Origin of the sequence: Actinoplanes sp. G11-F43 (assembly GCF_050589265.1) — a bacterium.
GTDB lineage: Bacteria > Actinomycetota > Actinomycetes > Mycobacteriales > Micromonosporaceae > Actinoplanes.
This window is the reverse complement of sequence record NZ_JBNZCE010000074.1, coordinates 1-14,585: the sequence shown is the minus strand read 5'-3', so window position 1 is coordinate 14,585 and position 14,585 is coordinate 1. Positions and strand designations below refer to the sequence as shown.

Sequence of the window (14,585 nt, the reverse complement as noted above, 5' to 3'; positions counted from 1 at the left end):
GCGGGTGTTGCGGGTGTTGCGGGTGTTGCGGGTGTTGCGGGTGTTGCGGGTGGCGCGGGTGTTGCGGGTGTTGCGGGTGTTGCGGGTGTTGCGGGTGGCGCGGATGTTGCGGATGCCGTGGGTCGCGTGGGCGGTGGGGAACCGGCAGTGTCGGTTGACGACAGCGGGCCCGCCTGGACGCGAGTGCCGGAACCGGAGCCGATCAACCTCAGCGACCTGGCTGTCGTCGACCCCGACGGAACCGTGCTGCGGCTGCGTGACGGGGCCGTGCGCCCCGGCGACCGCGTCGCGGCGAAACCGGATGTGGCTGTAGATCCGGTTGGGGCTGTGGGTCCGGTTGGGGCTGTCGGTCCGTATGGGGCTGTGGGTCCGTTTGGGGCTGTCGGTCCGAATGGGGCTGTCGGTCCAGTTGGGGTCGTGGGTCCGGTTGGGGTCGTGGAACCGGTTGGGGCTGTGGAACCGGATGTGGTCGTGGAACCGGTTCGGGCTGTGGAACCGGTTCGGGCTGTGGAACCGGGTGCGGCCGTAAACCCCGGCGAGGCCGTGCGGCCCGGTGGTGAGCAGGGGATCGGCGGCTTTCTGGCCGGTGTCGCGGCGGTGGTCGGGTATGGCGGGACGTTTCCGGGGGAGTTCCTCGATCTGCGGTTGCTGGAACTGTTGCACGATCCGGCCGGGACCCCTGAACCGCCCGCCGACGTCACCGAGATGGCCGACCGGCTGCGGGTGCTGCTCGGCAAGATCGATCCGGTGGAGCCGTCGTGGGCTCTGGCGCGCGCCTGTCTGATCGCCGGTGGGTCGTCGCTGGCCCGGGTGCTGCCCACGGGGCCGCTGCCGGTCGCCGCCACCGACGGGCTGACCTGCGCCGACGACCCGCTGCTCGACCCGGCCGGATACGGGCCCGATCGGCGGAGTGCCGGAGAGGGGTCCGAGCGGCGGTTCACCGGCGGCGGGTCCGAGCGGCGGTTCACCGGCGGCGGGTCCGAGCGGCGGAGTGCCGAAGGGGGGTCCGAGCTGCGGAGTGTCGGCGGCTGGTCTGAGCGGCGGAGTGCCGGAGGTGGGGACGGGCACCGGAGTGCCGGGGACGCCGTTCGGTGGGGGCTGGGGCGGCTGACCGACCTCGGCTACGCCACCCGGCAGTCGCAGCACGAGATGGCGCGGGCCGTCGCTGACGTGCTGGACCGGGGTGGGCTGCTCGCGGTGGAGGCACCGACCGGGACCGGCAAGTCGCTGGCCTATCTGACCGCTGCGGCCGGGCGGGCGGCGTCCGCCGGTAAACCGGTGGTGGTCGCCACCGCCACCAAGGTGCTGCAGCGGCAGCTTCGCCGGGACGTGAGCCGGATGCAGGCGGAGGGGCTGTTCCCGGTGCCGTTGCGGCAACTGTTCGGGGTGGGCAACTACATCTGCCCCCGGGAGGTCGCGGCCGGTCTGGAGTCGTCGGGGCCGGATGCCGGGCCGGATCACTGGCTGGCTCTGGCCGTCGCGGTCCGCGCGCTGGCCACCACCCCGGCGGGCGTCTGGGACGACGTCACCGACGGTGTGGCAGGCCCGGACTATGTGGCCACCCGGGAGACGTTACGGACCGATGCCCGGTCGTGTGAGCGGCAGGCGTGCCCGTACGTCGATCGGTGTCCGCTCTTTCGCCGTCTCGCCGGTCTGCGGGAGCGGCCCGGGGTGGTGGCGGTCAACCACGCCCTCGTCGCCACCTGGGCGAAACTCGCCGAGCAGGGCGGGCGCAGCCCGGGGGACGTGCTCCGGGAGGGCGCCGCCGACCTGATCTTCGACGAGGCGCACGAGCTGGAGGATTCGCTCACCGCGGCCTGGACGAATCAGACGGGACGCCGTGGGCTGCGGACCCTGGCGGCCCGGGTGGACGGCCGGTTCGGGCTGGACCGGCATCTGCGGCTGCTCGCCCAGCGCGGCACCGACCTGCGTGGCACCGACCCGCGTGGCACGGCAGGGCTTCCGGCGCTGGCCCGCACACTGCGCGACCAGTGCGACGCGCTCACCGACGCGATCGCGGTATACGTGCACGAGTACGGCGGCGCGAACCGCTCGGCGGTGCTGAGGCCGGGGATCGTCCGGTCCCGTCCGGAGTTCCGCCTGGTGGCCGAGCGGGCCCGCACGGTCGGGGTGACGTTGCGCCGGCTGGACGGCGAGCTGACCGCGATCGAGACGGCCGGCCGGGGTGCCGCGCCGAGCGGGCCGCTGACCACGGTGCTGACCCGGACGGCGGGGCTGCTGCGCGCGGTCGAGGAGACCGGTGAGGTGCTGGGCCGGCTGCGGGACCTGGACGACGAGCACCTGTGGGTGCACCAGTTGCGGGCCGAGCCGGGTGACGAGGACGACGAGCGGCCGGACTGGGTGTTCGAGAGTGTGCCGATCGAGGTGGGTGGGGCGTTCGCGGCGGGGATCGTACGCCCGGCCCGCAGTGTGACCTTGACCAGCGCCACCCTGACCGTGGGGGAGACGTTCGACTTCATCGGGGCCCGGCTGGGTGTCCGGGTGGAGCCGGGCGGTGGTGAGCCGGGGGTGTTCGACGGCCGGCGGCTGCGCAGCCCGTTCGATCACGCCGGGCAGTCGGCGGTGGTGCTCACCAGCCACCTGCCGGTGCCGGTGCCCGGTCAGGAGCGGGAATTCGTCGAGGAGTTCGCCCGCGATCAGGTGGGGCTGCTGTCGCTGACCGGTGGGCGGGCGATGACCCTGTTCGCGGCCCGGCAGCGGATGCGGGCGGTCGCCGGCCTGGTCCGGGAGCAGGACGAGGCCCTGGCCGGGTACGGCGTCCGGCTGCTGGTGCAGGGCGAGGCCGGGCCGGCGGACATCGCCCGCCGGTTCCGGGCCGAGCCGGGCACTGTGGTGTACGGGCTGCGGTCCTACTGGCAGGGCTTCGACGCGCCCGGCGACACGCTCAGCTACCTGGTGATCGAGAAGCCGCCGTATCCGCATCCGGACGACGCCGTGGTGGCCGCCCGGGCGCGGGCCGTGGCCGACCGGGGTGGCGACCCGTTCCTGGAGTATCTGGTGCCGAAGACGGCCGTACTGATGGCGCAGGGTTTCGGTCGTCTGATCCGGACCGAGACGGACCGGGGTGTGGCGCTGATCGCGGACCGGCGGATGCAGTCGCCGGGCACCGCCAACCGGATCCTGCTCGGCACCCTGCCCGGCCCGACGGTGCATCACGCGGTGGACCGGGACGACGCCTGGCGGTTCGCGCTGCGGTTCGTCACCGGCGAGGAACCGGACCTGACCGCGGCCCTGCTGCTGGCCGGCAGTGACGTGGACGCCGCCCTGGAGCGGCTGCGGCTGACCGTGGGCGAGGATCCGGAGCCGAAGCTGCGGGAGGGCGCCCGGGTGCTGTTTGGCATCGACGACCTGCGTGAACCGCAGCTGCGGCTGATGCTGGCCCACCTGGCCGGGCACGACACGGTCGGGATCCTGCCGACCGGCATGGGCAAGTCGCTGTGTTTCCAGCTGCCCGCCCTGCTGCGGCCGGAGAACCGGGCGACGGTGGTGGTCAGCCCGCTGGTCGCGCTGATCAAGGACCAGCTGGACGGGCTGCGCGGCCGGCTCGGCATCCGCCCGGTGCAGGGCATCACCGGCAGCACTCCGGCGACGGTCCGTAACGAGATCCTGCGTGACCTCGCCGACGGCAGGATCCGGCTGCTGTACGTCTCCCCGGAGCGCCTGGTCCGCGACCCGGTGCTGCGGGTGGCCCTGGAACGTCAGGACCTGGCCGGCCTGGTCGTCGACGAGGCGCACTGCGTCAGCGACTGGGGGCACGACTTCCGGCCCGAGTTCCGCCGGGTCTCGCAGGCGGTCGCGCACCTGGGCCGGGCCCCGCGGATGGCACTGACCGCGACCGCCACCCCGCCGGTGGCCCGGGACATCGCCGCCACCCTGGAGATGAGCGATCCGGCGGTGGTGCGGCTGCCGTCGGACCGGCCGAACCTGCGGTTCCGGGTGGTCAAGGTGTCCGGCGAGCGGGAGCGGGCCCGCGAACTGCTGCGGGTGGTCACCGCGATGGGCACAAGACCCGGGATTGTGTACGCCGCCCGGCGCGCGGTCACCGAGGAGGTCGCCGCGCTGTTACGCCGGGCCGGGGTGGCCGCCCGGCACTACCACGCGGGCATGGTGCCCGAGCAGCGGGAGGCCGTGCAGGACGACTTCCTGGCCGGCACCACCCGGGTCATCGTGGCCACCAAGGCGTTCGGCATGGGTGTCAACAAGCCGGACATCGGCTGGGTGGTGCACTTCGGGCTGCCCGAGTCCCTGGACGCGTACGTGCAGGAGGCCGGCCGGGCCGCCCGGGCACCGGACCTGACCGGTGAGTGTGTGCTGCTCTACACCGGTGGAGACATCGCCCGGCGGCGCTCGCACCTGGTCGACGCGGGGGACACCGGCCGGCTGGCCGACACCCGTACCCTGCTGGCCCTGCTCGGCGGGGAACGGCGGCGCGGCCCGGACGTGGTGTTCGACCCGGACGACGCCGCCGACCGGGCCGGTGTGGAGACCGACGAGCTGAACGTCCTGCTGGCCTGGCTGGAACGGACCGGCGCGCTGGAGCAGCTGCCGGACTGCTCGGCCCGCGGCACCGTGCACGCCGGGCTGCGGGAACCGGCGGATCCGGCCGAACGCCGCCGGTTCCGGGAGCTGTCCGTGCTGCTGCGGCTGCGCCCGCAGGTGAGCAGCCGGATCGACTTCGACCAGCTGGCCGAGAAGCACGGCCTCGATCTGGACGAGCTGGAGCAGAGCCTGGTGGCCTGGTCCCTGGACCGGCTGATCACCTTCTCGTCGTCGCAGCGCTACCGCCGGGTGCGGCTGCGGTCGGCGGCCGTCGACGAGCCCGCGCTGCGCCGCGAGATCCGCGGCTGGAACTCCTGGCAGCGGCAGCAGCTGGAGGCGGTGGTGGCGTACGCCGCCGAGACCGGCTGCCGGCGGGCCGCGGTGATCGCCCACTTCGGGTTCCCGGCCCGGCCGTGCCGCGACGACGACCAGGCCTGCGACAACTGCGGTGGCCGGTCACCCTGGCAGGATCTCGCCGCGGACGCCGTCCCGGACCCGGAACTGCTGGTCAACGTGGACGTCACGGTGTTGCAGGCGGTCGCCTGGAGCAGCGGGCAGGGCACCGGCCGGTACGGCGCAGCCGGGCTCAAGGCGGCGGTCCTCGGCGCGGAGACCGGGCCGGGCGGCCACCGCCTCGGCGCCGGGCTGCGCCGCTGCCCACAGTTCGGCGCGCTGCGGCACGTGCGGGGTGCCGACCGCCGATTCGACGACGCCGTCTCCCGGCTCACCGGCGCCGGCCTGCTGGCCGCCGTCGAGGCCCGCCGGGACGGCCGGACCTATCGGAGCCTGGCCATCACCGATGCCGGGCGGGAGCGGCTGGGAGTCCATGCATGAGTGAGCCGTCCAGCGTCGAACGGCTGGTCACCGAGCCGATGCTGGAGTCCGGGGAGATCCCGCTCGGCCCGGCCGAGGCGCGCCGGCTCGGGCTCGGCGACCAGTCCACCGAGCTGACCCTGGCCGCCGGGGACGACGCCCTGTCCGCGGTCTGGGTGGCCGGCCGGCGCCGGATCACCGGCGAGGACCTGGCCGACTATCTGCAGGACACCGCCGTGGTGGACGGCCTGCTCCGGATCGAACGCCGGGACTCCGGACTCAGCCTGCGGATCCTGCCGCCGGGCACCCGCCTGTCCACCGCCGCGACCCGGATCGTGGCGCCCGCCGCCGCGGCGCCACGTCCGGCCGCCCCGCGACCGGTCTCCCGGCCGAAAGCCGGCAACCGGTACCGGCTGCGGCAGCGTGACGAATACACCTGGCGCGACGGGATCGGCTTCCTGCGTGACGCCCGCGCCCACCTGACCGGCGCCCTGACGAACCGCGGCTGGGACCCGGCCGACGCGGTCCGGCTGCGGCTGGACGGCGAACGGCTGGCCACCCTGGACCAGTTCGACGAGCTGCTCGCGGTGGACGCCGCGCACATCGAGCACATGCCGCACCAGGAGGCGGCGGCCCGGACCGTACTGGCCCGGATGGGCGGCCGTGGCATCCTCGCCGACGAGGTGGGCCTCGGCAAGACCGTCGAGGCCGGCCTGGTCCTCAAGGAGCTGATCCTGCGCGGCCTGGCCCGCCGGGTGCTGATCATCTGCCCGGCGCCGCTGCGCGACCAGTGGCGTGACGAACTACGCGACAAGTTCGACGAGGACTTCACCGTGGTCGCCACCGGGCGCGACCCGAAGGCGTTCCGGGCCGACCGGCTGATCGTCACCCTGCAACTGGCCCGCGCCAACGCCGAGCACCTGAAACGCGGCTTCGACCTGATCGTGATCGACGAGGCGCACCGGCTCTCCGGCGCCGGCGCCCGGCGCACCCGCGACATGATCCGGGATCTGATCGCCACCTCGCCCCGGGTGCTGTTCCTGTCCGCCACCCCGGTGCAGAACAATCTCCTGGAGCTGTACCGCCTGGTCGAGCTGCTGCGCCCCGGCACCTTCGACTCCGAGTACGACTTCACGAGCCGCTTCGTCGACGGCAGCGATCCCCGCAAGCCGGTCAACGCCCCCGAACTGCGCCGCCTGATCAGCAACGTGGTGGTGCGCACCACCCGGCAGCAGGCCGGGGTGGACCGGGTGCACCGGATGCCGCCCCAGGACCACGCGGTCACCCTCACCGCCCCCGAACGGCAGCTCTACGACCTGCTGCTGCACACCCTGCGGCACCGGATGACCCGTCCCGGCGACACGCTGCGCCGCCGTCAGCTGGCCCTGCGCCTGACCGCCTCCCCGCAGGCGGTGTCCCGCAGCGCCCTGCGGATGGCCGCCCGCGAGGACGACCCGGAACTGCGCCGGGTCCTGGCCGAGGTCGGCCACCTGGCCGGCGACATCCGGCACACCTCCCGCGAACAGGCCGCCCTGGACGTGGTACGCCGCTGGATCGACGAGCACGGTCGGGTGCTGGTCTTCACCCAGCACACCGACACGCTGACCGGCATCATGCGGCTGCTGGACGCCGACGGAATCACCGCCGCCCCGTTCCACGGCGGGATGGCACACAGCGCCCGGTCGGCGTCGGTCGCCCGGTTCCGGTCCGGCGCGGCCCCGGTGCTGGTCTCCACCGACGCTGGCGCCGAAGGACAGAACCTGCAGGTCAGCAACTGTGTGCTGAACTACGACCTGCCGTGGAACCCGATGCGGGTGGAACAGCGGATCGGCCGTGTGCACCGGCTCACCCAGACCCGGGACGTGCACATCGCCAACCTGTTCGCCCGCAACACCCTGGACGAGGCCGTCTACCGGCTGCTGCACGACAAGCTGGCCATGTTCGAGCTGCTGTTCGGGCAGGTGGTCACGGTGCTCGGCGAACTGGGCGGCGCCCAGGACGCCACCATGGAGTCGCGGGTGCTGGAGGCCCTGTACGCCAAGAGCGACACCACCATGCAGCACCGGCTCGACCAGCTCGGCGCCGAACTGGCCGGCGCCCGGGAACGCGCCGGCGACATGATGACCGCCGACTCCGGCCTCAGCGAATGGCTCGCCCAGCGGCAGGACGAACGCGCCGAACGGGCCGCCCGGGACCAGGCCCGCGAGCTGATGCCGGCGGCCGCCGGCAAGCCCCGCCGCCGGCAGAAGGACCTGGAACACTTCGTCCAGGGCTTCTTCACCGAGGCCGGGGCACACGTCAGCAGCCCGGCCGAGGACCTGCTCTCGGTGCGGCTGCCGGACGACCTCGCGGCGATCTTCGGCGAACGCCGGGAGTTGCACCTGGCGTTCGCCGGCGCCGCCCTCGACCACCACCCGGACGCCCGGCTCTGTGTCGTCGGCTCGGACGTCTTCGACGACATCCTGGCCGCCCAGCGGGACCGCGGCGACCTCACCGGCACCGTCGCCCGGCTGCCCGACCTGCACCAGAAACCGCTGCTCGACCACGAGCCCGGCCTCACCCTGCTGCGGCGCTGGACCGAACCCGGCGACGACTGGTCGGCCCGCGCCACCTACCGGGTGCAGCAGGACGTGGCCAGCGGCAACCAGGAACTCGTCGTCGTGGACGTGGGCACCCCGCCGTCCGGCGACGACGCCCGCGACTCGCTGGACGACGGTACCGGCCTGCCCGGTGGACTCCAGCCCGCCGCGGTGCTGGACCGGGTCGAGAACGAGGCGGTCGACCACCTGCGCCAGCGGCTGCGGGACGCCCGCGAGGCCGAGGAAAGCCGTCAGGAGCAGGCCCAGCAGGCCCTCGTGCGCAACCTGGAGGCCCAGGCCGCCGAGGTGCAGTCGGCGAAGTGGACCCGGGCGAACTACCACCAGCTGCTGCAGCGCTCGTACCAGATCGAACGCGCCCTGGAAGCCGCCCAGCGCCCGCGGCCACCGGCCCCGGACACCGAGCTGCGCGCCGAACTGCTCACCCTGGAACTGCACGGCTCACACCGGCTCACCGTGGTCGAACAGTGGGCCGACGGGCGTACCGAACGGGAGATCCGCTACCCGTGGACCGGTGACCTGGCCGACCACACCGCCCTCTGCGAGGCCACCGGCCGCCCGGTCACCACCCTGGCCCTGTGCGCGGCCGGGCACGCCGTCGACGCCGGCGCCCGGCACCACTGCGAGGCCTGCGACCAGCCGTGGTGCGGCGCCTGCGGACCGGACCGGGCGCCGGCGGCGTGCGCCGGCTGCGGGCGTGGCGCCTGCGCCACCTGCCGGGCCGGTGGCGCGCTCTGCTCCGGCTGCCGGCGGCCGGTCCGGGCGCCCGAGCTGGACACCGCGTGGGAGCGGGGCTGGCGGCTGACCGAGGACGCGTACCTGCTGGTGGGGGAGCGGCACGCGGAGTTCGTCACGGCGGCCGGCCGTCGCCTGCTGGTGCCGGACACCGACGCCGCCGACCCGGTCCGGGCGCGGCTGCGCGCACTCGGCGCCCGCCTCGGGCTGCCCGCGTCGGCCGGCCTGGTCACCGCGACACCCGAGGCCACCGGCGCCGCGCTGACCGCCGGTGCGGTCTGGTCGGATGTCGAACGGTCCGAATGGTGGTCGGTGGAGACCGGCCGGGGCGGCGACGTGGACCCGTCCGCCGCCGCCCGGCTGCCCGCACTGACCGGCCCGGACGTGGAGGGCGAACGCGGCGCCGGGGTCGGCGCCCTGCTCACCCGGCTGCGCGGCGAGGCCCCGGCGCCGGTCGCGCCCGCGGTGTCGATGGTCCCGTTCGCCGTGGTGCGGCGGGTGGACGTCGAGGACGGCCGGTTCCGGTACCGCGAACGCTGGCACGACGGCGGCCGCGAACCGATGACCGCCCACGACCTCACCGCGACCCCGGAGCCGAGCCGGCACCGGGCGGTCCCGGCCGGGCGGCCGGTCGCCGCGCTGCGCCTCGGCCCGGTCCACATCCGGGTGGACGGCCTGCACCGCTCCTACCTGTGCCGGATCACCGACGGCGCCCGGACCGGCACGGTGTTCGTGCCGGGCGTCGAGGGCGCCACCGCACGGGCCGAGGAACAGCTCGCCCGGTTCGTCGCCGACCCGCACCGGGTCCTGGTCCGCCACCCGTGGCGGGCCGAGGGGGCGGAACTCGACTTCGGCACCCCCGGCGCGGGCACCGAGGTCAAGCGCACCCGCGAGGTCCGGCCCACCCTGCTCGACATCGCGGCGGACGGTGCGCCGGTGACCGCGCCGATCTCCGGCGACGCCGCGCCGTCCTGGCTGCCCGGCACTGCTGATGTCGCCGACGATCCGCTACGGGCCTCGTTCGCCGTCCTCGACCGGGACCTGACTCCGGCCGCGTTCGGCGAGAGCCTGCACATCCACGAACATTGGCGATCGCCGTACGGCAGCACCACGGTCGGCTACGTGGTCGCCCCCGGCCGCCCGCTGCCCATCACCCCGGGCGGCGAGCCGATCGTGCTGCCACCCGGCGAACCCCTGGCCCTGCCCGCCGGGGACGGTACCCGTCTGCACCGCGAGATCACCGTGGACAGCACCGGCCACCTGATCGACAGCCGCCGGGTCACCGCCTGCCCGGTCTGCGACGAACGGTTCGGCGCCTGCTGCGGCGACGTCCTCGCCGTCCACGACTGCGGACTGTGCGACCGCCCCGCCTGCGGCGACTGCCGGGTGGGCGACGCGACGGTGGCCACCGCCCGGTGCGAGCGCTGCGGCGACACCAGCTGCGCGGAATGCTCCCGGCACCTGCCGGTCGGACGGTGCGGGCTCTGCGGGCGTACGGTCTGCGGCCCCTGCCGGGACGGCGACCGCTGCGGCACCTGCCGTGCCCTGGCCCCCGCCACCGACAGGCAGCTCGCCGAACTGCCCCCGGAGCTGACGGCCCCCGGCTGCCGAGCGCTGATCGGCACCGACGCCGGGGCGACCATCGTCCTGCTGGCCGGCGCGCACCGCCGGGAACTCGCCGTCCTGTCCCCGGACGGGACACTGCTGCGCTGGCTGACCGGCGCCGCCGACCCGCTGCTGCCCCTGCGGCTGGCCGCCGCCCGGCTGTCCGGCACCGGCGACGCCGACGTGGTCGCGGTGCCCGGCCCGGCCCTGCCGAATCTGCCGGCCGACGCCCTGGTGCTGGACCGGGCCATCGGTGAGGCGCTGCGCTGGGCCGTGGTGTCCGGCGGAACCCGGATCGCCGGAGACCTCGAACCACCGGCCGGCGGCATCCCGGTGCGCGACCCGGACACCGCGCTGGCCACCGGTGTCGCCGCGCTGATCGGCGAACCGGCGACGGTGCGGCGGCCCGAACCCGCCGACGGCCGGACCATCCGCAAAGCCACCCGCGAACTCACCCCACCGCGGACCCCGACCCGGCTGTACGCCCAGCGTCGCACCACCGAGACCACGGTGTTCGTCGGCGAAGGTGGCCTGTCCCGCCGGACCACCGGAGACACCGTCGCGACCCGGGACGGTGACTGGCGGTCCGGGCCCGGTGTGTTCGGCTGGACGGCCGACGGCTGGTATCCGGCGCCCCGTGTGCTGTGCACCGCCGAACTCGGCGAATGGCAGGCCGCGATCGCGACCGTCGGCGGGCACGCCCTGCTCGGCGTCCGGCAGCACGGCCGGTCACCGGAGTGGCACCGGATCGGCTACGTCACCGAAGACCTGCACCGGGCTGTCCTCGGCGCGCTGGTCACCGGCCCCGGCACCCTCGCCACGGTGACCGCGATGCCACCCGGCCCCTACTTCGACGCCCCCACCATCCAGGACGGGCAGCTCCTGGACCGGCAGCTCAGCTACCACCCGACTCCGGCGCCTCCGGGAACCGCCGCCACACCGGTCGCCACCGGTGCCGAAGCGCTGGCCCTGCTCGCCACCGGCCGGTCCGCCGCCGCCCCGCCCGCGCGAGACGGCCTGCCCGCGCCGCTGGTCACCGCGCTGCAGCGGATCGCGGCCGGCCACGGATACCGGCCCACCCAGGTCCGCGTCGACCAGCGGGTCACGGAGAACTGGCGGCTGAACTCCGGGCAAACCCTGACCATTGCGTACGACGTACCAGGCGGCACCGTCCAGGGCAGCCTGACCGACAGCGTCACCGGGCGACAGCTGCGCAGCGCATACGCCTGCCGGTCCGGTCACCTGGTGGCACAGGTCGACCGGTGCGCCACCTGCCGCACCGGCACCTGCCTCGCCTGCCCCGGCCAGGTCCGGCCGTGCGCCCTGTGCGGCGGCCGGGTCTGCGCACACTGTCTGGCCACCCCGGACGGCCGCTGCACCGCGTGCGCCTCGCTGACCAAGGTGGGTGTGTTCGCCCGCTCCCGTTTCGGCGCCGCGATGACCGACGCGGTGTGGCACGGCACCGGCCCGAACGTGTCGGTGACGGTACGCCGGATCAAGGGCGCCTGGTTCCTGGACCGCTGGGAGGACCAGCACCAGACGACCGTCCCGCTGCCACCGGAGAGCGTGCCGCACGTCCGCCGCATGCTCCGGTGACCGAGGCCGGACCGTGTGCCGAGGTGTGGCTCGATGCGAGCCACACCTCGGCACNCACAACGGGTCCCGGCCGGGATTGTGGACATCGGCATGCGTCGATAGCATCGGCCTGGCGGCGCGGTCCACCGCCGTGCGAATGAAAGCTTTCAATGGCCGTCGCCCGTGATCCCCGCACGGGCAGCCGACCGGGAACGGAGGTTCCAGCACCACCGCGTTTCCCCATTCCCCCGTGTCACACAGTTGGGATCCCCCATGTCCAAACTGCTCACCGGGCTCGTCGCGGCGTCGACCGTGACCCTGGCCCTCGTCGGCATCCCCACCGACACCACCCCCGCCACCGCCGCTGCCGCCGCCGTCGAGACGGCCGGTGTCACCGAGAACCTCGGCCGTGGCCTGATCAGTCTGCGTACCGGCGCCGGGAACTTCCTGTCCTGGCGGCTGCTCGACGCCGACCCGGACGGCGCCACCTACGCCGTCTACCGCGGCGGCACCCGGGTCGGTGTCACCAGCGAGACCAACTTCACCGACGCCGGCGCCCCGGCCGGCGCCTCGTACTCGGTACGGCCGGTGGCCGACGGCGTGGAGACGCTGGCCGCCGAGACACCGGCCGTCGCGCTGGCCGCCGCCTACCAGGACGTGCCGATCCAGATCCCGGCCGGCGGCACCACCCCGGACGGGGTGGCGTACACCTACTCCGCCAACGACGCCTCGGTCGGTGACCTGGACGGCGACGGCGCGTACGAGATCGTCCTCAAGTGGGACCCGTCGAACGCCAAGGACAACTCGCAGTCCGGCTACACCGGGCCGGTCTACATCGACGCGTACAAGCTCAACGGCACCCGGCTGTGGCGGATCAACCTGGGCCGCAACATCCGGGCCGGTGCGCACTACACCCAGTTCCAGGTGTTCGACTACGACGGTGACGGCCGGGCCGAGGTGGCGATGAAGACCGCCGACGGCACCACCGACGGCGGCGGCACGGTGATCGGCAGCTCCAGTGCCGACTACCGGAACTCCTCGGGGTACGTCCTGAGCGGCCCCGAGTTCCTGACCGTGTTCAACGGGCAGACCGGCCGGGCGATGGCCACCGCGAATTACGTGCCGGCCCGGGGCACCGTCTCCTCGTGGGGTGACAACTACGGCAACCGGGTGGACCGTTTCCTGGCCGGCACCGCGTACATCAACGGGTCCTACCCGAGCATCATCATGGCGCGCGGCTACTACACCCGGTCGGTGATCGCGGCCTGGGACTTCCGCAACGGCACCCTGACCCGGAAGTGGACGTTCGACAGCAACTCCTCCACCAACGGCTCGGCGTGGGCCGGCCAGGGCAACCACCAGCTCTCCATCGCCGACGTGGACGGCGACGGGCGCGACGAGATCATGTACGGGGCGATGGCCGTCGACGACAACGGCGCCGGGCTGTGGACCTCCGGCCGGGGGCACGGCGACGCCTACCACGTCAGCGACCTGATCCCGGGCCGGGCCGGCCAGGAGGTCTTCAAGATCTCCGAGGACGGGTCGAAACCGGCGATGTGGATGGCCGACGCGCGTACCGGATCGCTGATCTGGTCGACCCCGTCCTGCGGCTGCGACAACGGCCGGGGCGTGTCGGCCGACATCCACGCGGGCAGCCCCGGCGCCGAGTCGTGGTCGTCGGCCGTCGACGGGCTGCGCAGCAGCAGCGGGGCGAACATCGGCCGCAAGCCGTCGTCGACGAACTTCGTGATCTGGTGGGACGGTGACGCCCAGCGGGAACTGCTCGACCAGACCCGGATCGACAAGTACGGCACCGGCGGCGACACCCGGCTGCTGACCGCCAGCGGGGTGCACTCCAACAACGGCACCAAGGCCACCCCGTCGCTGCAGGCCGACATCCTCGGTGACTGGCGTGAGGAGGTCATCTGGCCGACCACGAACAACACCGCGCTGCGGATCTACTCGACCACCGATCCGACCAGCATCTCGCGCCCGTCGCTGATGCAGGACCGGCAGTACCGGGAGGCGGTGGCCTGGCAGAACACCGCCTACAACCAGCCGCCGCACCCGTCGTTCGCGATCGGCTGACGGTCACCATCGGCTGACGGTCGCCTCGTCGCGATCCGCTGACGGTCGCCTCGTCGCGATCCGCCGGGCGCGGAGATCCTGCCGGTTCTCGATCTCCGCGCCCGGCGACCCGGACCGGACTCGCTCGCCTGACCACCGATTCGAGTCTCATCCGTTGCTGCCGGCCCGCTCGCCGACTACTTCCTGGACTGACCGGCGGTGGCCAGTGTGCGCCAGAACCCGGTCTCGTCGACTCCCCGCGCGAGTGTCCGGGTCTCCGCCCGACCCTGCCCCATGGTGGTCGGTTCGCCACCGTTTCGAGCCCTGCCCTCGGTCGGCGACTCGGGCACGGTCGTCCCCTAGCGTGGGCGGCCACAAAACTGGCGATCTCGGTCGGTCTTCCGCCGGAATGAGTCTTGTTCTCGACCACCGGGTCACTCGCGGTCAATCCCTCCCGCGCGACTCGCCCAGCGGCGATCTTGGTGGATTTGCCACCGTTTCGAGCCTTGTTCTCGGCCGCCTGATCACTTGCGGTCAACCCCTCGCGCGGGCGACTCGCTCGCGCGGGCGACTCGCCCATCGGCGATCTTGGTGGATTTACCACCGGAAACGGTGGTAAATCCACCAACATCT

At 73.8% G+C, this 14,585-nt stretch carries 4 protein-coding genes; 3 read left to right on the top strand and 1 reads right to left on the bottom strand.

What is annotated here, in order from left to right; all coding sequences use genetic code 11:
• Window positions 1-663: hypothetical protein (locus tag ACQ0O7_RS44660; RefSeq protein WP_430792017.1), on the bottom strand; the 663-nt coding region annotated here is incomplete at its 3' end.
• Between ACQ0O7_RS44660 and ACQ0O7_RS44655 the strand changes: the two genes are divergently transcribed.
• From ACQ0O7_RS44655 to ACQ0O7_RS44645, 3 genes are all read left to right on the top strand, one after another.
• Window positions 646-5,394 carry a RecQ family ATP-dependent DNA helicase gene (locus tag ACQ0O7_RS44655; RefSeq protein ID WP_430792016.1) on the top strand — a complete coding sequence of 1,583 codons (4,749 nt, stop codon included), beginning with the start codon at window positions 646-648 and terminating at the stop codon, window positions 5,392-5,394. The genes ACQ0O7_RS44660 and ACQ0O7_RS44655 overlap by 18 nt on opposite strands.
• Entirely contained in the window at window positions 5,391-11,906 is a 6,516-nt protein-coding gene (locus ACQ0O7_RS44650; protein ID WP_430792015.1) for an SNF2-related protein, read from the top strand. The genes ACQ0O7_RS44655 and ACQ0O7_RS44650 overlap by 4 nt, the downstream gene beginning before the upstream one ends.
• 252 nt (window positions 11,907-12,158) lie before the next feature.
• Window positions 12,159-13,973: a rhamnogalacturonan lyase gene (locus tag ACQ0O7_RS44645; protein WP_430792014.1), complete on the top strand. Its 1,815-nt coding sequence runs from the start codon at window positions 12,159-12,161 to the stop codon at window positions 13,971-13,973.
• Window positions 13,974-14,585: the final 612 nt, after the last annotated feature.